We start from the raw sequence: 25,707 nt of genomic DNA, 5'->3' as shown, positions 1-25,707 counted from the left end.
CCATGACCACCACCGTCGACATCGTCATCGTCAACTGGAACGCCGGCGCGTTGCTGCGCCGAAGCATCGAATCGATCGCGGCGCATGGCGGCAGCCGGGTGGCGAAGGTGGTCGTCGTCGACAATGGCTCGACCGATGGATCGGACGATGTCGACGTCGAGGGCGTTCCGCTGGAGATCGTTCGGACCGGTCGCAACCTCGGCTTTGGCAAGGCGTGCAACATCGGTGTCGCGCGGGGCACTGCGCCGTTCGTGCTGTTCTTCAATCCCGATGCCGAGCTGGCGGCGGGGACGATCGACGCCGCGCTCGACTATATGACCAGCCCGGCGGGGCAGGGGGTCGGCGTCTGCGGTATCCGGCTGGTCGACGAGGACGGCCATGCCCATCGCCACTGCGCGCGCTTTCCGACGGCGCGGACCTTCCTTGGCAACAGCCTGGGACTGACGCGGGCGCTGAAGCGCTGGTTCCCGCCGGTGCTCATGGTCGACTTCGATCATCTCGCCGACCGCTCGGTCGACCACGTGATGGGCGCGTTCTACCTGATGCCGCGCCGCGTGTTCGACGAGGTTGGCGGCTTCGACGAGGATTTCTTCGTCTATCTCGAGGATCTCGACCTGTCGGCGCGGGTGAAGGCCGCGGGCTATCGCATCGAATATCTCTCGGGCCTGGTCGCCTATCACAAGCAGGGCGGCACGTCGGAGAAGGTGAAGGCGCACCGGTTGTTCTACTCGCTGAAGAGCAACGCCGTGTACGTCGCCAAACACTTGCCGCCGGCGGCGGCCGCGACGGTGATCGGCGTGACCTATCTGGTCGAGCCGCTTTCGCGGACCGTCCGCGGCGTGCTGCGCGCCTCGCCCGAGGAGGTGTGGTTCACCTGGCGAGGCTTCGGCATGCTGTACCGCGATTTGCCCGCGACCTTGAGCACGCTGCGTTCGATCGCTAAGCGGCGGCGGAGCGAGCGCATTCCGCTCGGCGAGCGCCCATGAGCTATTACGACACCAGCTACGCCCACGATCCCCGCCAGGCCGACCGCGCCGCCGCGCGCAACGTCGTCAAGGTGGCGCTGTGGCTCGCGCTGGCAATCTCGGTCGTCATCCCGCACTCGTTCCAGCTGGTGTCGGCGCTGCTGATCTTCGGCGCGACGGTGCTGACGCTGCCGGCGATCGAGCGCGACGAGTGGCTGGATCGCATTCTGCTGACCTATTTCCTGGGCGTCGTGCTGACGTCGGTATTTATCTGGATCGGCACCACCAACGGCGCGCCGCGCAACGCCAGCACGCAGACGATCCTGATCTATATCCTGTCGCCGTTCGCGTGGATCGTGCTTGGCACCGGGCTGGCGCAGTTTTTCGGTATCGAGCGGCTGGTGCAGTGGCTGATCCGCTTCACCTGGTGGGCGTTGATCTCGGTCGCGTTGTTCTTCTGGGCGTTCCTGACGATCGGGCGCCAGGCGGTGACGTTCCTGTTCGCCGACGCCAACGTCAACGTCAGCAACGGCTTCGCCGGCGCCAATATCCTGGTGTACGGCTCGCTGATCTTCCTGGCGGGCGGCGCCTTCGCGCAACCGACGCTGGTGAAGAGCAAGTGGGGACGCTTGCTGCTGCCTGCCGGCCTGGTGCTATGCGCGATCACCTCGGGACGATCGGCGTTCGCGCTGGCGGTGCCGATCGGGTTCATTACCGGGCTGGTCCTTCGCGGGCGAGTCGCGCACCAGGGGCCGACGATATCGTTCGGCCGCGCGGTCGTGGTGCCGGCGGTGCTGCTGACCGGCGCCGCGCTGGCGGTCACCGTGGCGATCGGCGTGCTGCTGCACACCATCGACCTCACCGTCATCTTCCAGGGCTATGTCAACAAGATCGCCAGCGGCGGCGGCGAGGTGCGGACCGAGCAGGCCGGGGCGCTGTGGGACGGCATCAGGGAAACGGTCGGCCTGGGCGCCGGCCATGGCGTCGGTGTGTCTTACATCCGCAATGCCGACTATCCGTGGCGGTATGAAAATGTGCCGCTGGCGACGATGTACCGCGTCGGGCTGCTCGGCACCCTGATCTATTGCGGCCCGTTCTTCGTCTATGGCTTCGCGTTCCTCGGCCGCGCGTCGCGGCGGGCACTGAGCCCCGAGGACGTCTATATGATGGGCGGCTTCCTGTCGGCGGCGGTGGCCGCGTGGACGAACCCGTACATCGAATCGTTCATCTTCCAGTGGATGTTCTTCGTCCCGGTGATGAGCTTCGCGGTCCACAAGGTCAGCGACAAGCGCTTCGCGACGCCGATCGCCGCGGTCTGACGCCTTCCGCTACGGCCGTGCCAGCGCCAGGACTGCCTGGAAACCAGGCCCTTTGAGCGTCGAGACGTTGCCGCTGAGCGCGATCTGCCGCCGGCTGACGGTCGCGTCCCGGAACAGCTGGAGGGACTGGTTCATCCGCCCCTGCGGGCTGGAGAAGCGATTGCCCTTCAGCGTAAGGTCGCGCGGGGTGCCGGCGACGATCGCGATCGCGGCGCCGTCGCGGCGGCCGGGACCGCCGCAATCGACGAACTCGTTCTCGGTCAAGGTCAGGCCGTCGAGCGTCCGCAGCCACAGGCCATAGGGGAAGGCGTCCGAGCCGATCCGTTCGAACCGGTTGCGGCTCGCCGTCACCGCGGCGACGGGGGCGGTGTTGTTGAACTCGGCGCGGTCGGTGCAATCGACGAAGCGGTTGCGGGTCATCGTCAGCCCACGCACGCCGCTGATCCGGAATGGCGTCTTGCAGCGGGTGACGCTGTTGCCGCTGATCGTCACATCATAGGGCGCGCTGCCGGGCTGCATCACGACATCGTTGACGTAGCCGGTCATGTCGATGCCGCCGACGCGATCCTCGACGATGTTGTCGATCACGCGAATACCGCGCTGCGGCGTGGCGACGAAGTCGTTGGGCAGCGGGTGAAGCGCGACCGCAAAGCCGCCGCCGCCCTTGAACCGGTTGGCGCGGATGGTGACGTCGCGGACGATCGCGAACCGGTCGGCATTGGGTTCGATATCGATCGGGCCGGGCATGGCGAGGCCCGTCGCAGGCTTGAACGGGTCACCGGCGTTGGCGGTGCCGTCGCCGACGCGAGTGCAGTCGAGGAAGGTCGAGCGCTCGATCGTCATCCGTTCGACGTCGATGATCGAGATCGCGTTGCGGTTGTTGGCGTTGATGCCGTCGAACAGGCAGTCGGCGACGGTCACGTCGCGATTGTGCCGTTCGGTCTTCGAGACGACCGACGATCCCATGTGCAGGCCGTCACCGCGGAAGCCGACGAAGCCGACGCGGTCGAAGCGGACGTCGGTCACGCCGTTGAGCATGACGAGATACTCGAATTCGGAAAAGCCGCGCGCCTCGACCTCGCTCTCGAAGTCCAGGTCGTGGAAGCGAAGCCCGGTGATATTGCGCCTGGGGTCGGCGCTGCCGCTGTCGGCATGGAGGACGAAGGGCGCGCCGTGGGCGATGCGCACCACCGTCTTGCCACGGCCATCGCCGAAGAGCGTCAGCCCCGACGGCAGATTGTCCTGGGCGTCGCTGCCGACGATATAGCGCCCGCCGGGGCCGCTGCCCTTGCCCGCGGGGGCGTGGATCGGCTTGCCCGATGCGGCGGCGCGGCGGAAGGCGGCGCTGTCGTCCTTGTCGCCCGGCCGGCGCAGCGACGGCAGCGACACCGCGCCGTCCTTCGCCAGCGTCGCGGCGAGGACGGCGCCGGCACCCATGATCCCGCTACCGATGAGGACGGTGCGTCGCGAGATCGCTGCCAAGCGCCGGGCCTCCATATGCCTTACTTCTCCCGGAAGGCGTCTTCCTGGATCCGCGTGATCGGGGTGAGCAGGTACGACATGATCGACCGCTTGTCGCCGATCAGGTTGACGTCGGCCAACATGCCGGACGTGACCGGCAGCAGCTGGCCGGCCGGGCTACGCAGGCTCGGCTCGGTGGTGCGGACGCGGACCATGTAATGCGAATCGCCGGTCTTCTCGTTGACGATCGCGTCGGGCGAGATGCCCGTGACCTTGCCCTCGAGCCCGCCATAGACCGCATAGTCGTAGGCGCTGATCTTCACGAGCGCGCGCTGGCCCATGCGGACGAACGCGATGTCGGCGGGGCTGACCGCGACCTCGACCGTCAGGCCGCTGGCGGCGGGGACGATCTCGACGAGCGGCTCACCGGCGCGGACCGAGCCGCCGACGGTGTTGACGAGGACGCGGTTGACGCGGCCGTCGAGCGGCGCGCGCAGGGTAGTGCGATCGACGCGGTCGTTGAGCGCGGGCAACGAGCGACGGCGGGAGGCGAGCTCACCCTGCGCGGTCGCCAGTTCCTCGGCCGACTTCGCGCGCCATTCCTGGCGCTGCTGGTTCAGGGCGGCGCGTGCCTCGGCAACGCCGGCGCGGGCACGGGCGAGCGCGGCCTGCGACGACGTCAGCTGGCTATTGTTTACGGAAAGCTGACGCTCGGCCTGGACCAGGCTGAGGCGCGGCTCGATACCGTTCGCGACCAGGGGGCGGAGCATTTCGGCCTGAGACTGTGCGGCGTCGCGCGCGGCGCGGGCCGCCTCGACGTTCGCGCTCGCCTCGGCCACCGCGCGTTCGGCCTGGGTGGCGCGGGCGGTGGCGGCGGCGGTGATGCTGGCGAGGTCGGCCTGGCGCGAGGCGTAGAGCGAGCGTTCGAAGCCGATCTGCTCGTTGACGACCGGGTCGGGCGTGACCGGGAACATCGGCGTCGTGCCGTTGATCTCGGCCTGCAGACGCGACACCTTCGCGCTAAGCGCGGCGACCGTGGTTTCGACGGTGCTGAGTTCGGCGCCGGTGGTGACCGGATCGAGGCGAAGCAGCGGGGCGCCCTTCTTCACGTCCTCGCCCGGCTTGACCAGGATCTGCTTCACCACGCCGCCTTCCAGGTTCGAGACGACCTGGAGCTGGGCGGTGGGCACGATGCGACCGGCGCCGTGGACGGTGCGGTCGAGCTTGGTGAAGAACGCCCACAGCAGGGCGATCACGAAGAAGCTCGCGATGACCCACAGCAGCAGATTGGAGGCACTCCGCGGGCGGATTTCGCCCGCCATGTCCTCGATGTGTCGGGTGGCCATGATCGGTTACGCAGCTCGCTGGGGTTGGGTGAGGCGGCGAAGCACATCGTCGCGCGGTCCGTCGACCGCGATGCGGCCGTCCTGGATCACGAGCACGCGGTTGACGAGCTTCAGCAGCGAGGGACGATGGGTGACGACGATGACGGTCCGGTCGGCAAGTTCTTCCGCCAGCCGGGCGATCAGAATTTCCTCCGACTGCATGTCCATGCCGCTGGTCGGTTCGTCGAAGACGATGACGCTGGGCCTGCCGACGAGCGCCCGCGACAGCGCGATGCTCTGGCGCTGGCCGCCCGACAGGCCCTCGCCGCGGTCGGCGAGCTTCAGGTCATAGCCGTTGGCGATCTGGCCGACGAAGTCGTGGACGCCGGTCAGCCGGGCGACGCGGAGCATTTCCTCGTCGTCGATGCCGTCGCGGCCGAGGATGATGTTCTCGCGGATCGAGCCGGTCAGCAGCACGCTTTCCTGGAGCGCGGCACCGACGTGGCGGCGAACCGACACCAGGTCCATCTGGCGAAGGTCGGTGCCGTCGATCATCACCAGCCCGTCGGTCGGCTGGTAGAGGCCAAGCGCCATGCGTGCGAGCGTCGACTTGCCCGAGCCGATCCGGCCGAGGATGCCGACGCGCTCGCCAGGCTTGATGACGAGGTTGATGTCCTTCAACGCGTCCTGCTTGGCGCCCGGATAGCGGAAGGTCACGTTGCGGAATTCGATGAGGCCCTGCAGCTTGTTTGGCTTCAGCTGATCGCTTTCGGAAATCTCGCTGGGCTGCGACATGAAGGCGTTGACCTGCTGATAGGCGGTGCGCGCGCCGGTCAGGCGCGACAGCAGCTGCGCGATCGAGCCGAGCGGCTGGACCGCGCGGCCGCCGAGCAGCGAGCAGGCAATGAGGCCGCCCGTCGTCAGGTGGCGATCGGCGATCAGGAAGACACCGACGACGATGATGCCGGCGTAGGACAGGCTCTGCGCGGTGGCGGCGACGTTGACGCCGAGCGTCGCGACCAGTCGCTGGCGCAGCGAGCTGTCGGCGTGGGAATCGGTCGCCTCCAGCCAGCGCTTCTGCAGCAGCGGCGCGGCATTGATGACCTTCACCGTCTCCAGCCCGCCGATCGCCTCGACCAGCACCGACGACTTGTTGAGGCCGTGGTTCATCACCGAGCCGGCGAGCCGGTCGAGCGCCGGATAGGTGAGGAGGCCGGCGCCGACGACGATCGGGATCATGACGATCGGCACCATCACCAGCCAGCCGCCGATCGCGCCGATGACGAGCAGGGTAATGAAGATAAAGGGGACGTCGATGATCGCGGTCATCGTCGCCGAGGCGAGGAAGTCGCGCAGCGACTCCAGCTCGCGCATCAGCCCGGTCAGCTGGCCGGTCGAGCCGCGGCGCGCGTCGAGTCGGATCGACAGCAGCCGCTGGAAGGTGCGCTGGCCGACCTCGCGGTCGACGTTGGCGCCGGCGATGTCGATGAAATAGGCGCGCAGCGTGCGCAGGATGAAGTCGAACACCAGAACGATCAGCAGGCCGATCGTCAGGGCGACCAGCGACGTCGTCGCATTGTTGGGCACGACGCGATCGTAGACCGTCATCGAATAGAGCGACGTGACGAGACCGAACAGGTTGATCAGCAGCGCCGCCAGTCCGACCTTCATATAGGTCGACTTGTTGGCGAGCATGGGCTCGACCAGCCAGGCCGCGAAACGCGGCTTGCGCTCGGGAACGAGAGACTCGGTGCTCATCGGATTCGATAGACCTCGTTGGCAGGCTTGATGCCGAGCGCGTCGAGCAGGCGCCCGGTGCGGGCGAGCAGCACGTAATGCGCGGCATCGCGGTCGGCGAGCGTTTCGACATAGCTCGCCGCGGCGGCGAAATAGGTGTCGTTGGAATCGAGCACGTCGATCAACGTGCCGCGCGTCAGCCGGAAGCGCTCGACGATGGTGTCGCGCGACTGGCGGCTGGCGAGATAGCTCTTCTGCAGTGCCGCGATCTGATCGTTGAGCGCGGCCAGATCGCCCCAGGCGATCGCGGCGTCGCGGCGTGCTTCCTCGATCACGGTCGCGGTACGGGCGGCCTGGGCATTGCCGCGCGCCTTCGCCTCGTCGGCGCGCGCCTGGATGCCGCCGCCGATCCGGGCGCGCACGGTCGCGAGCGCGCGGACGTCGTAATCGCCAGGCGTCTCGAAAAAGCCGTAGCGGCCAGCGACCACCGACACGCCGAGCGTCGGGTAGGTATCGGCCTGCACCGCCTTGGCATCGTAGCGCGCGGCGCGTGCCTGGTCCTGCGCGGCCTTTACCGACGGCACCTGCAACGCGGCGACGCGGGCGGCCTCGGCGCTCGCCGGCTCGACGCCCAGCGACGGCGCGCGATCGAGTTCGGCCGGGGCGGGCGCCCCGGTCAGCTCGGCATAGCGCGCCTCGGCATTGGCTAATTGACGGCGATAGTTGGCGATCCGCGTGTCGACGCCGGCAACCGCACTGTCGACCCGGGCGAGATCGGTCACCGCCGCCACGCCCTGGTTGATGCGATCGAGCATGTCCGACCGCCGGCTCTGCTGATCCTTGCGATATTGCTCGGCGAGCGTCAGCAGCTGGCGGAAGGTGAAGACGTCGTACCAGGCGCCGATCGTGCTGAGCGCGACGCGATTGGCGGCGTCGTCGACCCCTGCCACCGCGGCGCTGATCCGCGCGCTCGCCGCCGAAATGCGCTTGAACGCGGCGCCGCCGTCGAAGGCGAGCTGGTTGACGGAGAGCAGGCCGTCAGTCTGGCGGGTGGGTCTCGTCTTTTCGACGATGTTCCGGACCGAAAGCGAGGGGTTGAGTGTCCCGAACTGGCGATCGAGCGTGCGATAGGTGCTCAGCGATACGTCGGCGCTGGGCAGGAGCGCCGCGCGCGCCTGGCCCTTCTGCGCCTTCGCCTGGTCGATCTGCGCCTCGGCCTCGGTCAGTGCCGGGTGGCGATCGACCGCCGCCGCAACGGTGCGCGTGAAGAATTCCGCGTTGCCGGTGATCCGCGACAGTCCCAGGATCGGATCGTTCGCCGCATCGATCTTGAGCGGCGCGCCGGTCGGCGCGGGCAGGGCGGTCTGGGCAAAGCTCGCGCCTGGCACCGCCAGCGCCGCAGCGCCGGTCAGCAAGGTCAGGGTCGCAACGCGCCGGGCTGACGCCATCGCGGGTAAGCATGACTGCATGTATTGGGCCACAGCTAGCGACCGCGCAGCGGCCTTCTCATCCGGCCGCGCTTAGCCGGAACTCTACGCAACGTCCAGCGTTCGACTGCCCCCTCCGCAATGACAAGTTGTTCACATCGGCTTCATCTGGCGGCGGGTCGTGCAGCTTGACCGCGCGTTGCCAGGGCCTATGCGCGCTCTCATGCCAGACCATTCGGCGATCGATCCGTTTCTCCTCTCGCGCTTTCGCTGCCCGCTGTGCGCCGCGACGCCGCTGTCGCAGGCAGGCGACGAGCTGACCTGCCATGGCTGCGGGACGCGCTATCCGGTGTCGCACGGCCGACCCGTGCTGTTCAGGCCCGACAACGACATGTTCGCGGCTGACGACTATCGCCGGCCCCCGGCCTTGCCCGGCGATGGCGGCGGCAAGCGCGGGCTGGCGCGTTATGTCCCGGAACCATCGGTCAACCTGGCGGCGCACCGCGTCGTGCCGCATCTGTCGACGCTGTTGCCCGGCCATGCGGCGATCCTGGTCGTGGGGGCGGGCGGCCAGCGTGCCTGGGTCGATCCGATGCTGGGCGCCGCCGGCCGGCGCATCGTCTATTGCGACGTCGACGTCCGCGCCAGCGTCGACCTGTTCTGCGACGGTCACGACTTGCCGTTCGTCGACGGCAGCTTCGACGCCGTCGTCACGACCGCCGTCCTGGAGCATGTGATCAACCCGGAACGCGTTGCGGCGGAGATCGGCCGCGTCGTCAAGCTTGGCGGTTATCTTTATTCCGAACTGCCCTTCATGCAGCAAGTCCACGAAGGCGCCTATGATTTCACGCGCTATACCTTGTCGGGCCACCGCCGCTTGTTTCGCAACTTCGAGGAAGTCGAGGCGGGCATGGTCGCCGGACCGGGCACGACGCTGGCGTGGAGCATCGAGAACTTCCTGCTCGCCTTCGCCAGGGCGCCGCGGGCGCGATTGGCCACCAAGGCGCTGGCAAGGATAGGCTTTTCCTGGCTCAAGCGGTTCGACCGGATGCTGGTCGACCGGCCCGAGGCGATGGACGGGGCCAGTTGCACCTATCTGCTCGGCAGACGATCGGCCGTGCCGTTAACGAATCGTTCGATAGTCGACCGCTACGTCGGCGCCAAGCATTTGAGCCACACCTGATCGCTGTGGCCCGATAGCGACACTACATCGGGTAAATAGCGGTAGTGCATAAAAACCACGGCTGGCTGCGCCTTTCGCGACGGTTGCCTATTGTCAACGAACGCGGCCTCGCTTAATCCGGCGAGCGCAAATGCTAAGGGGGATAACCAGCTAATACTTTTGGCCTTGCCGTATCGTCCGCGTTTCGGTCCTCGTTGGAGGGGGCGAGCCGGAGTGGCGGTGCGTACCAGTCGGACGGGAGTCGGCTGGGTTCCGTGTCCTTAACATTGAACTGATTTGGTATTTTGGGAGACCAGAAATGGCGGTAATTAACGGCACTGCGGCTGCCGACAATCTGACTGGTACGGCGGACGGCGACGTCATCAGCGGTCTGGCTGGCGACGACACGATCAACGGCCTGGGCGGTAATGACGTCATCCAGGGCGGCGACGGCAATGACTATCTCGACGGTGGCACGGGTGCCGACACGCTGATCGGCGGTTCGGGCAACGACACGTTCATCGTCGACGACTCGGGTGACCAGGTCATCGAGGGTGACGACACGGGCACCGGCGCGGCCGGCACGCTCGATAAGGTGCTGGCGTCGGTGTCGTTCACGCTGGCGGCGAATTCGCAGGTCGAGCTGCTCGAGGCGACCGGTAGCAACGCGGTCAACCTTACGGGTAACGAGCGCGTTCAGACGCTGACGGGCAATAACGCGAACAACGTCCTCGATGGTGGCGTCAACACCGCGGGTTCGGCGGGTGACACGCTTCTCGGTCGTCTGGGCGACGACACCTACCTTGTGCGCAACGCCAATGACGTCATCGGCGAGGCTGCTGGTCAGGGTAATGACACCGTCTTCGTGGCGACTAGCGTTGTCGTGGCGAACGTCAGCACCGGTTACACGCTGACCGCCGGCCAGGAGGTTGAGATTCTCTCGGCCGCCGATCAGAGCGGCACGACCGCACTGAACCTGACGGGCAACGAGTTCTCGCAGACGATTATCGGCAACCAGGGGGCTAACGTGCTCGCGGGTGGCACGACCAGCGTTGATACGCTGATCGGCCTCGGCGGCGACGATACCTACACGGTGTCGGTTGCTGGCACCCAGGTCATCGAGGCTGCGAACGGCGGCAACGACACCGTCAACACGGCTGTCAGTTTCTCGTCGGGTACTCAGAGCATCGAGAACATCGTTGCCACGGTCGGAACTGGTGTCACCCTCACGGGTGGTGTAGGGGACCAGGTGATCACCGGCGGTGCTGGTAACGACATCCTGATTGGCGGTGGCGGCAACGACACGCTGACGGGCGGCCTGGGTAACGACATCTACGTGGTCGATGGTGGTGACACGATCGTTGAAGCGAACGGCTCGGGCGGCTCGACCAACGACGCGCTCGATGCGGTCATTACTAGCGCGGCCATCACGCTTGGTGCGAACCTCGGTATCGAGCAGCTGTTTGCGACCGGATCGGTGCGCTTCACGCAGGCAGGTGCCCGCAACCCGAACTTTGCGATCACCAGCTACGGCTTCGACACCGTTGACGGCTCGCGCAACCTGAACAGCGAGAATACGTCGACCGTTTCGGTGCCGTTCCTCAATGGTAACGTTGCGAGCCAGTTGATCGTCGGCAATGCCAGCGACAACATCCTCGATGGTAATCGCGGTGTCGACTCGAACGGCGCGTTCAATCTCGGTGCCCAGTTCGCCGACACCCTGATGGGTCTGGCCGGCAACGACATCTATCGCGTTTACGACCAGAACGACGTGGTGCTGGAGGATCGTAACGGTGGCCGTGATACGGTGTTCACCAGCGGTAGCTATAGCCTGATCGACAACGATACGGCCGCTGCGACCTTCCTGAATTCTCAGTTCGGTAACGGTACTGCCGCGTCGTTCTACAGCACGTCCGAAATCGAGGTTCTGTCGACTGCGGTTAATTCGGGCACTGACGCGATCAACCTGACCGGTAACGCATACGGCAACATCATCGTCGGGAACTACGGTGCCAACGTCATCACCGGTGGCGGCACTTCGGCACCGAACAGCGGTACCGATGTTCTGATCGGCCTGAACGGTAATGACACCTATGTGGTCGACTCGACCAATCTGGTCATTTTTGAGCAGCAGAGCGAAGGCGATCTGGACACGGCGAACGTGACGGTCAGCGGGTTCACGCTGAACACCGGCTCGTACGTCGAGGTGCTCAACGCGACGTACACCACGACCACGGGCCAGACCGGTGCGGGCTTCTCGCTCGTTGGCAACGAACTGGCACAGCGCATCAACGGCGGTGGTCTGGACGACACGCTTTCTGGTGGTGGCGGCAATGACACGCTGTCGGGTCTCGGTGGCAATGACGTCTACCGTGTGGCCGATAACAACGTCACGATCATCGAGGCGGCCGGTAACGGCACTTTCGACCAGGTTCTGACCGTTGGCATCAGCTATCGTCTGGGTGGCGGTGCGCTGACGACGGGCACTGGCAGCTCGGCTGTTACGGCCGACGGCGTCGGTATCGAGTATTTGTCGACCGTCGCTCAGGGGAGCACGGAGAACATCAACTTCACCGGTAACTCCTATGCGCAGGTTATCGCTGGCAATTACGGTAACAACGTTCTTGACTCGGGTCAGGGTGCCGTGACCGGCCAGGGCATCTACAATCAGGACGGTAACACGAACGTTGGCGACACTCTGATCGGTCTTTTTGGCAACGACACCTATCGCGTTTATTCGCAGGCGGACGTCGTGGTTGAGGCCGGCAATCAGGGATCTGATACGGTCCTCACCAGTGCGAGCTACTCGCTGGCCACGAACGACGCTTCGACCTACAATGGTGGTTCGGCACAGTCGATCGAAGTGCTGTCGGCGTCGAGCCAGACTGCCACGACGCAGATGACGCTGACGGGCAACAGCTTGGCGAACACGATCATCGGTAACGACGGTCAGAACACCATCAACGGCGGTCTGGGTGCCGATACGCTGACGGGTCGCGGTGGTTCGGATCAGTTCCTGTTCAACACGGCGATCGCAACGAACGGCGTGTCGAACGGTAACGTCGACACGATCACCGACTTCTCGGCTGGTGACCTGATCGGCGTCTCGCGCTCGATCTTCACGGCCCTGGGTTCGAGCGGTAACGTGACGGCGGACAACTTCGTCTCGGGCACGGCTACCACGACCAGCCAGTTCTTTATCTACAACCAGACCACCGGTCAGTTGTTCTACGATGCGGACGGCAGTGGGTCGGCGTCGTCGGCGATCTTGTTCGCGCAGCTCACGGCTGGTACGGCGCTGGGCTTTAACGACCTGATTGCGGTCTAAGTCGATATTTTTCCATCGATCGATGGGGTGAACAATTAGTCCCGCCGGGAAACCGGCGGGGCTTTTTGTTTGTGCATGCCATGCTAGGCTCGCGCCGTCGTTTCCTCTCAAGGCCTGCCGTGCGTGCGCATATTGTTCCTCCACCAAAACTTTCCGGCGCAGTTCCGGCACTTGGCTCCACAGCTCGCGGCGCGTGGGCATGAATTGGTTGCGCTGACCTTCAACCAACCGCCGCCAACGCCTGGGACGCGCGTCGTCCGCTCGTCGACGACGCACGCGACCGGTGCGGGCCATCCCTGGGCGCGCGATTTCGACACGAAAATCATCAGAGCAGAGGCAGCGCTCCAATCCGCCAAGCGTCTTCGCGATGAGGGCTTCCATCCCGACCTCATCATCGCTCATCCTGGTTGGGGCGATGCACTGTTCGTCAAAGATGTCTGGCCGAAGGCGCGGTTCGCACTGTATTGCGAATTCTTCTACGCGGCGACGGGAACCGACTGGGACTTCGATCCCGAATTCCGGCCGGTCGAGGATCCCGCCGATAGCGGTGCGCGCAGCCGGCTGCGCAATCTGCCCCAGCGCATGCTGTTCGATATCGCCGATGCCGGTATCTCGCCGACGCAATTCCAGGCGAGCACCTACCCGCCCGAGATGCGCGAGCGGATCATGGTCTGCCATGACGGCATCGACACCGCCCAGGTCGCGCCGGGGCCGGCGCAGTCACTCACATTCTCCAACGGCACGGTGATCGAGCAGGGTGAGGAGCTGATCACCTTCGTCAACCGCAACATCGAGCCCTATCGCGGTTTCCACAGTTTCGTCCGCGCGCTACCGTCGATCCTGGAGCGACGTCCGAATGCCCGCGTGCTGGTCGTCGGCCGCGACGGCACCGGCTATGGGGCCGCGGCGCCGCAAGGGACGACGTGGCGCCAGCATTTCATGAACGAGATCGCCGGCCGTTGCGACACCAGCCGTATCCTATTCGTCGGTGCGCTCGGATATTCGATGTTCCTCAACGTGCTGCGCATGTCGACACTGCATGTGTATCTGACCTATCCCTTCGTCCTGTCGTGGAGCCTGATGGAGGCGATGGCGACGGGGTGCGCGATCCTGGGCAGCGATACGGCGCCGGTGCGCGAGTTCATCAGCGATGGGAAAACCGGGCGGCTGGTCGACTTCTTCGACCATGCCGGGCTCGCCGATCGCGCGGTCGAACTGCTCGGCGACCCCGCGCAGCGGGCGCGGCTCGGGGCGGCGGCGCGGGCGCGGGTGATCGAGCGGGCCGACCTGCACAGCGTCGTGCTGCCCCGCCAACTCGCCTGGGTCGACGCACTGCTCGCAGCATCGCCGCGGGTCGACGACCCGCCGGTATGATTGCCATTCTGCGGCGTCACCGGTAAGCGCGCGGCCATGCCGTCGATCAAGCAAGTCGCACTCCGAACGATCACCGGGGTCGGCGCACCGCTTGTCGCTGTCGCCCATACCGGTCGCCGCCGCCGCGAAGGTCTCGCCGCCCCGACGACGCGGGCGGCGTTCCTGCGCCAGGTGCCGCTGGCATCGGCGCTCGAGATCGGGCCGTTCAACAATCCGACGATCGCCGGGCCGGGGGTCTCCTATTTCGATGTGCTCGACGCGGCGGCGTTGAGGACGCGTGCGGTGGCGATCGGCTATGATGCTGAGCGCATTCCCGCGCGGATCGACTACGTGTCGCCCGTCGGCGACCTCGATGTCGTCGACCGCCGCTTCGACGCGGTGCTGAGCAGCCATGCGGTCGAGCATCAACCCGATCTGATCGGACACCTCAAAAAGGTCGCGCGGCTGATCGAGCCGGGCGGCAGCTATTTCCTCATCATACCGGACCGTCGCTATACCTTCGATCAGTCGCGGCCCGAGACTCAGCTGTCCGACGTCGAGGCGGCGCACCGCGAGCGGCGGCGCGTTCATACTGGCGAATCGATCCGGGCGACGCGACTGCAGACGACACACAATAATCCGCTGCGCCACTGGCTCGGCCGTCACGGAGCGCCGGCACCCGATGCCGCGCTGGTCGCGGCGGCGAACGACGAGGCGCGGCGGGCCGCCGGTGGCGAGTATATCGACGTCCACGCCTGGACCTTCTCGCCAGAGAGCTTTCGCCGAATCATCGCGGCGACATCGGCGGCGACCGGGCTGTCGCCGGCGGTGGTTCGCGATACCGCGTTCGGCGACCTCGAATTCTTCGCCGTCCTGCGGAAGACCGCTTGAGCCACGCGATGAGCGCCGGGCAACCGCTCGCGGGAAAGCGGTTGCTGCTGCTGACGCGCTATACCGAAAGCGGCGCGAGCAGCCGGTTGCGCCTGCTCCAGTTCGTGCCGGCACTGGAGCGCGCGGGGGCGGCGGTGACGGTCGATCCGTTCTTCGACGAGGCGTATCTCGCGGCCTATTATGCCGGCGGTCGCAAGCCCTTAGGCCGCGCCTTGGCGGGCTATCGGCGCCGGTTGACCGCCATATGGGGGCGGAAGGCCGATCTGGTCTGGGTGGAGAAGGAGCTGTTTCCTTTCCTGCCGGGGGCAACCGAGCGGATGCTTGGGGCGACCCCCTATGTCGTTGATTACGATGACGCGGTATTCCACGGCTATGACCGGCATCGGCTGGCGCCGGTGCGCTGGGTGCTGGGTCGGAAGCTTCATCCGTTGATCACCGGCGCGGCGGCGGTGACCGCGGGCAACGCCTATCTGGCGGACTATGCGCGCCGGGCCGGAGCGCGGCGGGTCGAGCTGATCCCGACGGTGGTTGATCCGGCGCGCTATCCGGTGACGCCGCCACCCGGGGGCACGCCGCTGCGCGTCGGCTGGATCGGGACGCCGGCGAACGCGCGCTACCTGGCGCCGGTCATCGAGGCGCTCGGCCGTCTTCATCGGCGGCATCCGGTAGTGCTGGTAACGATCGGCGCGCCGGCGCTGCCCGACCTGCCGATCCCGCAGGAAGCCCATGCGTGGCGCGAAGCGACCGAAGGGCCGCTGCTGGCCGGCATCGACATCGGCGTGATGCCGCTGCCCGATAGTCCCTTCGAGCGCGGCAAGTGCGGATACAAGCTGATCCAATATATGGCCGCGGGCCGGCCGGTGATCGCGTCGCCGGTCGGGGTCAACAGTGTGATCGTCGACGACGCGGTCGGTTATCTCGCCGACGATGCGGACGCGTGGGAGGCGGCGCTGACGATGTTGGCGCAGGATCCGGCGCAGCGCGGACGGATGGGGGCGGCCGGACGCGCGAAGGTCGAGCGCGAATATTCGACCGACGTCATCGGGCCGCGGCTGGTGCGGATGTTCGCCGAGCTGATGGCATGAGCCATCGCCGAGCTGATGGCATTGGGCGGAAAATCGCGCTGCTGTCCAGCATCGCCTATTCGCTGCCCAATTTCCGCGCGACGCTGATCGAGGCGCTGGTGGCGCGCGGGCACCATGTGCTGGCGATGGCGCCCGATTACGACGAGCGCGTGCGGGCGCGGGTGCGGGCGCTCGGCGCGGAGCCGGTCGACGTGTCGTTGTCCCGCGCCGGAATCTCGCCGGCGCGCGATGCGGCGGACACGGCCGGGCTGTTGCGCCAGTTCCGCGCGGACCGACCCGATGCGCTGCTCGCCTATTTCGCCAAGCCGGTGATCTATGGGACGATCGCGGCGGCGCTGGCGGGGGTGCCGCGGCGGATCACGATGCTGGAAGGCCTTGGCTACGTCTTCGCCGACGACGGCGCGGCGTCGGCGAAGCGGCGAGCCCTCCGGCTGGTCAGCGAGACGCTGTACCGGCCGGCGCTGGCCTTGTCGGCGAAGACGATCTTCCTCAACGAAGAGGACCGATCGCTGTTCGTCAGCCGCGGGCTGGTGAAGCCCGACAAGGCGCTGAACATCGGCGGGGTCGGCGTGCGGTTGAGCGATTATCGCGTCGTGCCGGGGTCGACCGATCCGGTGACCTTCGTCCTCGCCTGCCGGCTAGTGCGCGAAAAGGGCGTCGTCGAGTTCGTCGAGGCGGCGCGGCTGGTCAAGGCGCGGGCGCCGGACACGCGGTTCGTCCTGCTCGGCGGCGAGGATCTCAACCCCAACGGCCTGACAGGGGCCGAGGTGCAGGCCTGGGTCGACGAGGGCTTGATCGAATGGCCCGGTCATGTCGACGACGTGCGTCGCTGGATCGAGGAGGCGAGCGTCTTCGTGCTGCCAAGTTTCTATCGCGAAGGCGTGCCGCGCAGCATCCAGGAGGCGATGGCGATGGGCAAGCCGATCGTTACCACCGATCAGGTCGGCTGCCGCGATACGGTCGACGAGGGCGTCAACGGCTATCTCGTGCCGCAGCGCCAGGTGGCGCCGCTCGCCGAGGCGCTGATGCGCTTCGTCGAGCGACCGCAGCTGATCGCGACGATGGGGGCGGCGAGCCGCCGGATGGCGGAGGAGCGCTATGACGTTCGCCGCACGGACGATTTGCTGATCGACCTGCTGCTGGGGTAAGGCGGCGGCATGACGGTGCTGCTGCTCGAGCTCAACGAGATCAACTTCGACCAGGTGCGCGGCTATGTCGCGCAGGGCAAGCTGCCGGCGCTTGGGCGGCTGATTGCCGACCATGGCCTGAGCGAGACGACCAGCGAAACGAAGTATGAAGAGCTAGAGCCGTGGATCCAGTGGGTCACCGCGCATACCGGGCTGACGCTGGCCGAGCATGGTGTGTTTCGGCTTGGCGATATCCTGGCCACCGACATCGATCAGATCTGGGAAGTGCTCGAGCGGCAGGGCGTCAGCGTCGGTGCGATCAGCCCGATGAACGCCAAGAACCGCTGCCGCAACGCCGCATTCTTCGTGCCGGATCCGTGGACGCGGACCAGGGTGAGCGGGTCTCCGATGCTCGAGCGATTGTACCAGCCGATCGCGCAGGCGGTGAACGACAATGCGGAAGGAAAGATCACGGCGGCGTCGGCGGTGAACCTGGTGGCGGGCATGGCGCGATATGCCCGACCTGGCAGCTACGCCGGCTTCGTTCGCGATACGCTGGCGGCGGTGCGGGGACGGCCGTGGCGCAAGGCGATGGTGCTCGACCGGCTGCTCGCCGACGTCTTCATCCGCGAGACGCGGGCGAAGAAGCCGGGCTTTGCCTCGCTGTTCCTCAACGCCGGGGCGCATATCCAACACCATTATCTCTTCAGCTCGACCACCTATGGCGGGCCGTTCACCAACCCGACCTGGTACGTGCCCGAGGGCGTCGATCCGGTGCTCGAGGTGTACGAGCTGTATGACGCGATCGTCGGCGACGTCGTCGCGGCCTTTCCGCAGGCGCGAGTGATGCTGGCGACGGGGTTGCATCAGGACCCGCACGGTGCGGTGACCTGGTATTGGCGTTTGCGCGATCACGCGCAGCTGCTGAAACAGGCCGGCGTTCCGTTTGCCCGCGTCGAGCCGCGCATGTCGCAGGATTTCGTCGTCTTCTGTCACGATGCTGCCGAGGCGGCGCGCGCCGAAGCGCGATTGACGGCGATGGTGTCGGACGACGGGGAGGCGTTGTTCAGCGTCGACAATCGAGGCGACAGCCTGTTCGTGTCGCTCGTCTGGCCGCACGATATCCCGTCCGACTTCGTCTATCAGGTCGATGGGACGCGCCACGGTGGCTTGCGCGACATGGTGGCGTTCGTCGCGCTTAAGAACGGCAAGCACAATGCGATCGGCTATTTCCTCGATAGCGGCGCGCCGGGCGGGGAAAGATTTGCGCTGGCCGACGTGCCGCGCCGGATCGCCGAGGCATGCGGCAAGCGGTGGGCGCCCGAGCCGCCGGTGCTGCACGCGGCGGCGGAATAGCCGGCGTCATCCTTCTGGGTCGATCGGGGAAGCGGCGATGACGGCAGGGCCGGTGTCCAGCCCATGTGCCGCCGCCAGGATCGCGGCGATCCGGGCACTGGCAAGGCCATCGCCGAATGGATTGTGTGCCCGCGCCATCGCCGCATAGGCGAGCGGGTCGTCGAGCAGGCGGCAGGCCTCGGCGACGATGACGTCCTCCTCGGTCCCGACCAGCCGGGCGGTGCCGGCGGCGATTCCCTCTGGCCGTTCGGTGGTTTCGCGCATGACGAGGACGGGCTTGCCGAGTGCGGGTGCTTCCTCCTGAAGGCCGCCCGAATCGGTCAGCACGATCGTGCTTCGGGCCAAGACATGGACGAGTTCGGGATAGGCGAGCGGGGGTAGCCGCAGGATGGTGTCGCTCGACGGCAGCAGCCGTTCCATCGCATCGACCACCGCGGGATTGGGATGGACCGGCAGGACGATCGCCACGTCGCGGCGGATGGCGAGGCGGCGGAGAGTGCGGGCGATCGCGCCCATCGCCTCGCCGATATTCTCGCGGCGGTGCGCCGTGACGAGGATGAGGCGCCGTCCCGCGAGAGGCGCCAATCGGGCGTCGATCGTCGCGGTGAGCGCAGGCACCGCCCCGATACGCCGTTGCGTCCAGTATAGCGCGTCGATCACGCTGTTGCCGGTGACATGGACGCCGGCCGTGACGTTTTCCGCCGCCAGGGCCAATGCCGCCAGCGCGGTCGGCGCGAAGTGGAGGTCGGCCATCGTACTGATGACACGCCGATTCGCTTCCTCCGGCCATGGCTGTTGGATGTCGCCCGATCGCAGCCCCGCCTCGACATGCGCGACGGGAATGCGGCGGTGATAGGCGGCGAGCGCGCCGGCCATGGCGGTCGCGGTATCGCCTTGAACGATGACCCGATCGGGCTGCTCGGAACCAAGCACGTCGCCGATAGAGATGAGGAGACGGGCGACGAGTTGGTCGAGCGACTGGCCCGGTTGCATGACGGCCAGCTGGATGTCGGGGGCCAGGCCGGCGACTTCGAGGACGGCGTCGACCATCTCGCGATGCTGGCCCGTCGCGCACAGCCGCACCGTCATCCCCGGCAGGGCCCGCAGCGCGGCGACGACCGGGAATAGCTTGATCGCTTCGGGTCGGGTGCCGATGATGACGAGGAGGCGCGGCATAGACCCAGGTTAATCATATGGTCTAAAAACGCCACTAATTGGTGCGGTCGGTTGCGATGGCGCTAGGGGGCGCTAGAGCGGCGCGCGAGACCAGACGAGGAATCTTCATGACGATCAAGCCGGTGCGCAAAGCGGTATTTCCCGTGGCGGGGCTGGGAACGCGGTTCCTGCCAGCGACCAAGGCGATGCCGAAGGAAATGCTGACCGTCGTCGACAAGCCGCTGATCCAATATGCAGTCGAAGAGGCGCTGGAGGCGGGCGTCGACCAGATCATCTTCGTCACCGGGCGCAACAAGACCGCGCTCGAGGACCATTTCGACATTTCCTACGAGCTCGAGGACACGATGCGCGTGCGCGGCAAGTCGCTCGCGATCCTCGACGGCATCCGCCAGAAGCCGGGCAGCCCGGTCTATGTTCGCCAGCAAGAGCCGCTGGGTCTAGGCCATGCGGTGTGGTGTGCGCGCGAGATCGTCGGCGACGAGCCGTTCGCGGTGCTGCTGCCCGACGAGCTGATGGCGGGCAAGCCCGGCTTCCTGAAGCAGATGGTCGAGGCCTATAACGCGGTCGGCGGCAACGTCATCGGCGCGCTCGAGGTGCCCGACAGCGAGACCGACAAGTACGGCATCATCTCGCCCGGCAAGATCGACGGCCGCCTGACCGAAGTGACCGCGCTCGTCGAAAAGCCCAAGCAGGGCACCGCGCCGTCGAACCTGATGATTCCCGGCCGCTATATCCTCCAGCCCGAGGTGATGCGCATCCTCGAGAGCCAGGAGAAGGGCGCAGGCGGCGAGATCCAGCTGACCGACGCGATGGCGCAGCTGATCGGCCAGCAGCCGTTCCACGGCTTCACCTTCGACGGCCAGCGTTACGACTGCGGCGACAAGGCCGGGTATATACAGGCCAACCTGGCGCTGGCGCTGGCCCGCGACGACATCGGGCCGTCGGTCCGCGCCTTCGCCGAGACGCTGATCGGGTGAGCGGCGGCGTCCTCGTCACCGGCGTTGCGGGGTTCATCGGCTTTCACGTCGCCCGCGCGCTGCTGGCGCGGGGCGAGCGGGTGATCGGGGTCGACGACCTCAACGACTATTACGACCCCGCGCTGAAGCGGGCAAGGCTGGCGGCGCTGGGGCCGGACATCCGCTTCGTCGAGGCGGATATTGCCGATCATCAGGCGCTGGCGTCGCGGCTGGGGGGCGAGGGGATCGACCGGATCGTCCACCTCGCCGCGCAGGCGGGGGTGCGCCATTCGATCGACAATCCTTTCGCCTATGCGCGCGCCAATCTGGTCGGGCATCTGTCGATCCTGGAATTGGCACGGGCGCTGGCGACGCGGTCGCTGGTCTATGCCTCGTCGTCGTCGGTCTATGGCGGCAACGACCGGCTGCCGTTCAGCGTCGACGATCGCGTCGATCATCCCGTCTCGCTCTATGCCGCGACGAAGAAGGCGGACGAGTTGATGAGCGAGAGCTACGCGCATCTCTATCGCCTGCCGATGACGGGGCTGCGCTTCTTCACCGTCTATGGGCCGTGGGGGCGGCCCGACATGGCGGTGTGGCTGTTCACCGACGCGATCCTGGCAGGCCGGCCGATCCGGGTGTTCAACCAGGGGCGGATGCGGCGGGACTTCACCTATATCGACGACATCGTCGCCGGCGTGCTGGCGTCACTCGACCGGCCGCCGGTGGACGATGGCGCGATCAAGCCGGGGGGAAGCCGTGCGCCGCATGCGGTGTACAATCTCGGTAATTCACGATCGGAGGAACTGGGGCGGTTGATCGATGTCGTCGAGGCGGCGTGCGGGCGACCCGCGGTGCGGGATCATCAGCCGATGCAGGCGGGCGACGTCGTCGAGACCTATGCCGACATCGCGGCGACGACGCGCGACCTCGGCTATGCGCCGGTCAAGGGAATCGAGGAGGGCGTGCCCAGGTTCGTCGCGTGGTTCCGGGAGCAATACGCCTAGCCAACACAGGCTAGATGCGAGGGATCAAGCCACACGCCGGGCACCCCGGGTCCTTCGGCAGGCGCAGGGTGCGAAAGCGCAAGGCGAGCAGATCGGCGAGCAGCAGCTTGCCCGCGGCATCGTCGCCGAACGGCGCGATGCAGCGGATCGCCTCCAGCGCGGCGAGGCTGCCGAGGATGCCGGTGACGGGGCCGAGCACGCCGTCCTCGGCGCAGCTGACGCCGGCACGATCGGGGTCGGCGCCGACGAAGCAGCGATAGCAGGGCTTGTCGGCTTCCCAGCCGCGGAAGACGCCGAGCTGCCCCTCGAACTGGCCGATCGCGGCGGAGACGAGCGGGATATGCGCGGCAAGCGCGGCATCGGCGACAACGAGGCGGGTCGCGAAATTGTCGCAGCCGTCGACGACGACATGAGCGCCGTCGATCAAGGCAGCGACCTGGTCGGCGCTGACGCGCGCGACGATCGGGGTCACCGCGACATGCGGGTTGATGCGGCGCGCGGCGGTGGCGGCGGTCTGCGCCTTGGGCAGGCCGACGTCCTGCGTCGTGTAGATCGTCTGGCGTTGCAGGTTGGAGGTGTCGATGCGGTCGTCGTCGACGATCGTCAGCCGCCCGATTCCCGACGCCGCCAGATACTGGACGACGGGCGAGCCGATGCCGCCGGCGCCGATCACCACCGCATGGCCGCCCTTCAGCCGCTTCTGCCCGTCGCCGCCGAATTCGCGCAGCACGATGTGGCGCGCGTAGCGTGACAGCTCGTCGTCGGAGAGGGTCACGCCGGCCAGGAGAAGCGGACGCTGGTCTTGTACCAGCCGTCGGTCGCGGCGCCGCCGGTGTCGACGTTGCGGCGCGCCAGGCGCGAGACGAGGCCGGCGGCATATTGTTCAACGGACGGGCAGTCGATCGCGCGCGGGATGATCCGGCGCGGCGAGCCGTCGCGCGCGGCGAGGACGATCACGTCGACCACCAGCGTCCAGCGCCCGCCGACTGCGACGGCGCGATGGCAGCGGCCGGCACGGACCTCGTCGCGGACATAGGCGGAATAGTCGAAATTCTCGGGCGGCGGGTTCCGGTAGCGCAGCGGCGGCACCGCGCTCCAGTCGAGCGGCGGGGTCGGCAGCGGTGGCGCCGCCGTCGCCTGTCCCGCGAGCAGGAGCAGCGCCGCGATCACCGACCGGTCGAGCCGAAGCCGCCGGCCCCCCGATCGGTGTCGTCGAGGGCGTCGACCTCGTCGAGCCGGGCCCGCTGAACCGGGGCGGGGACGAGCTGGGCGATGCGCATCCCGCGCTCGATCGCGAAGCCCTCGACCGACAGGTTGGCGAGGATCACCTTCACTTCGCCGCGATAGTCCGAATCGATCGTGCCGGGGGTGTTGAGGCAGGTGATGCCGTTCTTGAGCGCCAGCCCCGAGCGTGGACGAACCTGGACCTCGTAACCCTCGGGAATCGCGATGGCGAAGCCGGTGGCGACGGCGTGGCGAGCGCCGGGTTCGAGCGTCAGCGCCTCGGCGGCGACGATATCCATCCCCGCGGCGCCGGCGGTGGCATAGGCGGGGAGAGGCAAGCCCTCACCATTCGGCAAGCGCTTGATCGCGATCGTTATCTCTGCGGTCATCGCGCCGCTTGTAGCGCATCGGCGATGCGCTGCGCCAGTCGGCGTGCGACCTCGTCCTTCGGAAGCCGCGGCCAGCTCTCGGCGCCTTGCGCGGTGACGAGATGGACGGCGTTGCCGTCGCTGCCGAAGACGTCCTGGCTGACGTCGTTGGCGACGATCCAGTCGGCGCCCTTGCGCAGGCGCTTGGCGGCGGCGTGATCGACGACGCGTTCGGTTTCAGCCGCGAAGCCGACGACGAGGGGCGGGCGGTTCGGGGCGCGTGCGAGGGTGGCGAGGATGTCGGGGTTTTCGACGAGGTGGAGCGCCGGCGGGGCGTCGCCCTTCTTCACCTTCTGCGGCGCGGCCTCGACCCGCCAGTCGGCGACGGCGGCGACCATCACCGCGGCATCGGCCGGTAGCGCGGCGTCGACCGCGGCGGCCATGTCGAGCGCGCTCTCGACGTCGATGCGGGTGACGCCCGCCGGGGTGGGAAGCGCGACAGGACCGGCGATCAGGCTGACGCGCGCGCCGAGATCGGCGAGCGCGGCGGCGATCGCGAAGCCCTGCCGCCCCGACGAGCGATTGGCGATGTAGCGGACGGGGTCGATCGGCTCATGCGTCGGACCGGCGGTGACGAGGATGTGGCGGCCGGAGAGCGTCCGGGCGGCAGGGGCCAGCGCCGCCTCTATCGCCGCCACGATCGCCTCGGGTTCGGGCAGGCGGCCGGGGCCATATTCGCCGCAGGCCATCGCGCCCTCGTCCGGGGCCATGACCGTGACGCCATCGGCGCGCAGCCGCGCCACGTTGCGCTGGGTGGCGGGGTGGAGCCACATGCGCATGTTCATCGCCGGCGCGGCGAGGACGGGCTTGTCGGTGGCGAGCAGCAGCGTCGTCGCGAGATCGTCGGCATGGCCGTTCGCCATGCGGGCGAGCAGGTCGGCAGTGGCGGGGGCGACGACGACGAGGTCCGCCCCTCGACTGAGCTGGATGTGGCCCATCTCGGCCTCGTCCTTCAGGTCCCACAGCGTCGTGTGGACCTGATTCTCGCTGAGCGCCGCCAGCGTCATCGCGGTGACGAAGTGGCTGCCGCCCTCGGTCAGCACGCAGCGGACGGTGTGGCCGCGCTTGCGCAGCAGGCGGATCAGCTCGCACGCCTTGTACGCGGCGATGCCGCCGCCGACGATCAGTAGGATGCGCTTCATCGCACCACCCTTGTCACCGTGATCCGTCGCCTGTCCATCGCCGCCGTGACGAGATCGCGAAGACCGTCGGGCGCAAACGCCAGCCCGACCAGCAGCGTCGGGGCGACGAGCAGCCCCCAGTAGAAGGTGTCGGTGCGGCCGAAGACCGCCAGCACCGCGGCATAGGCACTGAGCGTGACGAGGACGCGCAGCGCCAGCTCGCTACGCCACGCCGCCCAGCCGAAGAGCGTCAGCCCCACCAGCGGCGCGGCGAGCCACAGCGGGGCGATCCCGAGCGCGGTCGAGATCGTCATCGTCCGCACGAAGAAACCGAAGCCGAGCAGTCCCGACCAGCCGGGTGACGACGGATCGAGCGGGCGGACGACCTGTCCTACCGCATGGGCATGAAGCGCGAGCGCAGCGGCGAGGACGGCGACGGCGACGCCCCAGCCGATCGCCTCGCGCCGGTCGCCGGACAGCCAGGCAAGCGCGAACATCAGTGCCAGATAGAGCCCCGCGGTCTCGCGGATCAGCGCGGCGGCCAGGCCGAAGGCGACGGCGCTCACCCAACTGCCCGGGCGATGGACCGCGAGCGACAGGGCAATGAGCAGCCCCGCCCAAATCTCGTGGAAGGGCGCAAGGTCGCTCTGGACGAACGCCATCATGCCGCCGGCGAGCAGGGCCATCGCAACGAGCCGCGGCGGCCCGCGGGTGAAGGCGGGGGAGAGCCGCTGCCACCACGCCAGCGCGACCGCGGCGACGAGCAGATACAGCATCAGCGCCACCGCGCGCGGCGGGATCGCCGCCTGGACCATCGCCAGCGTCGGCAGGCGGAAGGTGACGAAGGGCCGAAGCGGATAATTTCCCGCCCGCAGCGCATCGGCGGTGACGAGATAATAGGCGCCGCCATGGCGGAGGTTGTCGACGATCGTCTCGTAGAGGACGACATCCGCCTGATCGTTGCCGCGGTTGGCGGGATCGTGGCTGACCGGCGGCGGGCCGGGGGTGGCATAGGCCATCAGCGTCGCGGCGAGCAGCATGCCGAGGAGCGCCAGCGCGATGCGCGCATGGTTGCGCGTCAGGCCCGCGAAGCGCGACGGGGTGGCGAGCCACCAGGGGGCCAGGGGGCGGCGGATCATGCTGACGATCGTGCCGCCGCCCTCACCCTTCCCACTGCCTGCGGCAGCGGGCCCCTTCCCTCTCCCAGCGGGAGAGGGAAGGAGGCGCGAAGCGCCGGAAGGGTGAGGGTGATCGGCAAG

General features: G+C 67.4%; 21 protein-coding genes. 11 read left to right on the top strand and 10 right to left on the bottom strand.

From position 1 onward, the window contains the following. Positions 1-2: 2 nt before the first annotated feature. Entirely contained in the window at positions 3-986 is a 984-nt protein-coding gene (locus tag GGQ80_RS15155) for a glycosyltransferase family 2 protein (RefSeq protein WP_183986339.1), read from the top strand. After that, positions 983-2,284 (top strand): hypothetical protein, encoded by a 1,302-nt coding sequence (locus tag GGQ80_RS15150; RefSeq protein ID WP_183986337.1) that lies wholly within the window; start codon positions 983-985, stop codon positions 2,282-2,284. Before GGQ80_RS15155 ends, GGQ80_RS15150 begins: the two co-directional genes overlap by 4 nt. Positions 2,285-2,293: 9 nt before the next feature. On the opposite strand, the gene GGQ80_RS15145 is transcribed toward GGQ80_RS15150, so the two are convergent. From GGQ80_RS15145 to GGQ80_RS15130, 4 genes are read right to left on the bottom strand one after another with little or no spacing between them, the layout of a single operon-like run. Then, the gene (locus GGQ80_RS15145; protein WP_183986335.1) at positions 2,294-3,766 is read right to left on the bottom strand and encodes a right-handed parallel beta-helix repeat-containing protein; all 1,473 of its coding nucleotides are present in this window, start codon (positions 3,764-3,766) and stop codon (positions 2,294-2,296) included. 20 nt (positions 3,767-3,786) lie between these two features. Next, positions 3,787-5,091, bottom strand: coding sequence for an HlyD family type I secretion periplasmic adaptor subunit (locus GGQ80_RS15140; protein ID WP_183986333.1), 1,305 nt, complete (start codon positions 5,089-5,091; stop codon positions 3,787-3,789). Positions 5,092-5,097: 6 nt separating this feature from the next. Beyond that, complete coding sequence (locus GGQ80_RS15135) at positions 5,098-6,828, bottom strand: type I secretion system permease/ATPase (RefSeq protein WP_183986331.1); 1,731 nt, start codon at positions 6,826-6,828, stop codon at positions 5,098-5,100. Beyond that, positions 6,825-8,255, bottom strand: coding sequence for a TolC family protein (locus GGQ80_RS15130; protein WP_183986329.1), 1,431 nt, complete (start codon positions 8,253-8,255; stop codon positions 6,825-6,827). The genes GGQ80_RS15135 and GGQ80_RS15130 overlap by 4 nt, the downstream gene beginning before the upstream one ends. A 202-nt stretch (positions 8,256-8,457) precedes the next feature. Here GGQ80_RS15130 and GGQ80_RS15125 point away from each other — a divergent pair, with 202 nt between their 5' ends. The 7 genes from GGQ80_RS15125 to GGQ80_RS15095 all read left to right on the top strand — a co-directional run bounded on the left by GGQ80_RS15125 (position 8,458) and on the right by GGQ80_RS15095 (position 18,536). After that, complete coding sequence (locus tag GGQ80_RS15125) at positions 8,458-9,417, top strand: methyltransferase domain-containing protein (RefSeq protein WP_183986327.1); 960 nt, start codon at positions 8,458-8,460, stop codon at positions 9,415-9,417. A 298-nt stretch (positions 9,418-9,715) separates the two neighbouring features. After that, the gene (locus tag GGQ80_RS15120; protein WP_183986325.1) at positions 9,716-12,724 is read left to right on the top strand and encodes a beta strand repeat-containing protein; all 3,009 of its coding nucleotides are present in this window, start codon (positions 9,716-9,718) and stop codon (positions 12,722-12,724) included. A gap of 171 nt (positions 12,725-12,895) precedes the next feature. Beyond that, entirely contained in the window at positions 12,896-14,098 is a 1,203-nt protein-coding gene (locus GGQ80_RS15115; protein WP_221364429.1) for a glycosyltransferase, read from the top strand. Positions 14,099-14,134: 36 nt separating this feature from the next. Next, positions 14,135-14,968 (top strand): class I SAM-dependent methyltransferase, encoded by an 834-nt coding sequence (locus GGQ80_RS15110; RefSeq protein ID WP_183986321.1) that lies wholly within the window; start codon positions 14,135-14,137, stop codon positions 14,966-14,968. An 8-nt stretch (positions 14,969-14,976) separates the two neighbouring features. Then, complete coding sequence (locus GGQ80_RS15105) at positions 14,977-16,053, top strand: glycosyltransferase family 4 protein (protein ID WP_183986319.1); 1,077 nt, start codon at positions 14,977-14,979, stop codon at positions 16,051-16,053. Then, positions 16,050-17,201, top strand: coding sequence for a glycosyltransferase family 4 protein (locus tag GGQ80_RS15100; protein WP_183986317.1), 1,152 nt, complete (start codon positions 16,050-16,052; stop codon positions 17,199-17,201). Before GGQ80_RS15105 ends, GGQ80_RS15100 begins: the two co-directional genes overlap by 4 nt. A gap of 9 nt (positions 17,202-17,210) precedes the next feature. Beyond that, a complete protein-coding gene (locus tag GGQ80_RS15095) occupies positions 17,211-18,536 on the top strand; it encodes a hypothetical protein (RefSeq protein ID WP_183986315.1) in 1,326 nt (441 codons plus the stop codon). 6 nt (positions 18,537-18,542) lie between these two features. Here the strand turns inward: GGQ80_RS15095 and wecB are convergent, their stop codons facing one another. Beyond that, a complete protein-coding gene (gene wecB / locus GGQ80_RS15090; RefSeq protein WP_183986313.1) occupies positions 18,543-19,712 on the bottom strand; it encodes a non-hydrolyzing UDP-N-acetylglucosamine 2-epimerase in 1,170 nt (389 codons plus the stop codon). Between the two features lie 107 nt (positions 19,713-19,819). Between wecB and galU the strand changes: the two genes are divergently transcribed. Both galU and GGQ80_RS15080 read left to right on the top strand, forming a co-directional pair. After that, entirely contained in the window at positions 19,820-20,689 is an 870-nt protein-coding gene (galU, locus tag GGQ80_RS15085; protein WP_183986311.1) for a UTP--glucose-1-phosphate uridylyltransferase GalU, read from the top strand. After that, positions 20,686-21,675 (top strand): NAD-dependent epimerase/dehydratase family protein, encoded by a 990-nt coding sequence (locus GGQ80_RS15080; RefSeq protein WP_183986310.1) that lies wholly within the window; start codon positions 20,686-20,688, stop codon positions 21,673-21,675. Before galU ends, GGQ80_RS15080 begins: the two co-directional genes overlap by 4 nt. A 10-nt stretch (positions 21,676-21,685) precedes the next feature. Here the strand turns inward: GGQ80_RS15080 and GGQ80_RS15075 are convergent, their stop codons facing one another. The 5 genes from GGQ80_RS15075 to GGQ80_RS15055 are packed head-to-tail and all read right to left on the bottom strand — an operon-like array spanning position 21,686 to position 25,587. Further along, complete coding sequence (locus tag GGQ80_RS15075; protein WP_183986308.1) at positions 21,686-22,450, bottom strand: molybdopterin-synthase adenylyltransferase MoeB; 765 nt, start codon at positions 22,448-22,450, stop codon at positions 21,686-21,688. Then, positions 22,447-22,845, bottom strand: coding sequence for a hypothetical protein (locus GGQ80_RS15070; protein WP_183986306.1), 399 nt, complete (start codon positions 22,843-22,845; stop codon positions 22,447-22,449). Before GGQ80_RS15070 ends, GGQ80_RS15075 begins: the two co-directional genes overlap by 4 nt. Next, entirely contained in the window at positions 22,842-23,288 is a 447-nt protein-coding gene (dut, locus tag GGQ80_RS15065) for a dUTP diphosphatase (RefSeq protein ID WP_183986304.1), read from the bottom strand. Before dut ends, GGQ80_RS15070 begins: the two co-directional genes overlap by 4 nt. Further along, on the bottom strand, positions 23,285-24,469 hold the full coding sequence (gene coaBC, locus GGQ80_RS15060; protein WP_183986302.1) for a bifunctional phosphopantothenoylcysteine decarboxylase/phosphopantothenate--cysteine ligase CoaBC: 1,185 nt from the start codon (positions 24,467-24,469) through the stop codon (positions 23,285-23,287). The genes dut and coaBC overlap by 4 nt, the downstream gene beginning before the upstream one ends. After that, the gene (locus GGQ80_RS15055; protein ID WP_183986300.1) at positions 24,466-25,587 is read right to left on the bottom strand and encodes a hypothetical protein; all 1,122 of its coding nucleotides are present in this window, start codon (positions 25,585-25,587) and stop codon (positions 24,466-24,468) included. The genes coaBC and GGQ80_RS15055 overlap by 4 nt, the downstream gene beginning before the upstream one ends. Positions 25,588-25,707 lie beyond the last annotated feature (120 nt).

This window comes from Sphingomonas jinjuensis (assembly GCF_014197105.1).
Classification (GTDB): Bacteria; Pseudomonadota; Alphaproteobacteria; order Sphingomonadales; family Sphingomonadaceae; genus Sphingomonas; species Sphingomonas jinjuensis.
Note: the sequence above shows the minus strand (reverse complement) of the source record. Positions and strands in the feature narration are given on the sequence as shown.

Bases quoted from the DNA above. Each gene is read 5' to 3' on its own strand.
- GGQ80_RS15155 (WP_183986339.1), top strand. From the start codon at position 3: ATGACCACCACCGTCGACATCGTCATCGTCAACTGGAACGCCGGCGCG.
- GGQ80_RS15150 (WP_183986337.1), top strand. From the start codon at position 983: ATGAGCTATTACGACACCAGCTACGCCCACGATCCCCGCCAGGCCGAC.
- GGQ80_RS15140 (WP_183986333.1), bottom strand. From the start codon at position 5,091: ATGGCCACCCGACACATCGAGGACATGGCGGGCGAAATCCGCCCGCGG.
- GGQ80_RS15135 (WP_183986331.1), bottom strand. From the start codon at position 6,828: ATGAGCACCGAGTCTCTCGTTCCCGAGCGCAAGCCGCGTTTCGCGGCC.
- GGQ80_RS15130 (WP_183986329.1), bottom strand. From the start codon at position 8,255: ATGGCGTCAGCCCGGCGCGTTGCGACCCTGACCTTGCTGACCGGCGCT.
- GGQ80_RS15125 (WP_183986327.1), top strand. From the start codon at position 8,458: ATGCCAGACCATTCGGCGATCGATCCGTTTCTCCTCTCGCGCTTTCGC.
- GGQ80_RS15120 (WP_183986325.1), top strand. From the start codon at position 9,716: ATGGCGGTAATTAACGGCACTGCGGCTGCCGACAATCTGACTGGTACG.
- GGQ80_RS15110 (WP_183986321.1), top strand. From the start codon at position 14,135: ATGCCGTCGATCAAGCAAGTCGCACTCCGAACGATCACCGGGGTCGGC.
- GGQ80_RS15105 (WP_183986319.1), top strand. From the start codon at position 14,977: ATGAGCGCCGGGCAACCGCTCGCGGGAAAGCGGTTGCTGCTGCTGACG.
- GGQ80_RS15100 (WP_183986317.1), top strand. From the start codon at position 16,050: ATGAGCCATCGCCGAGCTGATGGCATTGGGCGGAAAATCGCGCTGCTG.
- GGQ80_RS15095 (WP_183986315.1), top strand. From the start codon at position 17,211: ATGACGGTGCTGCTGCTCGAGCTCAACGAGATCAACTTCGACCAGGTG.
- wecB (WP_183986313.1), bottom strand. From the start codon at position 19,712: ATGCCGCGCCTCCTCGTCATCATCGGCACCCGACCCGAAGCGATCAAG.
- galU (WP_183986311.1), top strand. From the start codon at position 19,820: ATGACGATCAAGCCGGTGCGCAAAGCGGTATTTCCCGTGGCGGGGCTG.
- dut (WP_183986304.1), bottom strand. From the start codon at position 23,288: ATGACCGCAGAGATAACGATCGCGATCAAGCGCTTGCCGAATGGTGAG.
- coaBC (WP_183986302.1), bottom strand. From the start codon at position 24,469: ATGAAGCGCATCCTACTGATCGTCGGCGGCGGCATCGCCGCGTACAAG.
- GGQ80_RS15055 (WP_183986300.1), bottom strand. From the start codon at position 25,587: ATGATCCGCCGCCCCCTGGCCCCCTGGTGGCTCGCCACCCCGTCGCGC.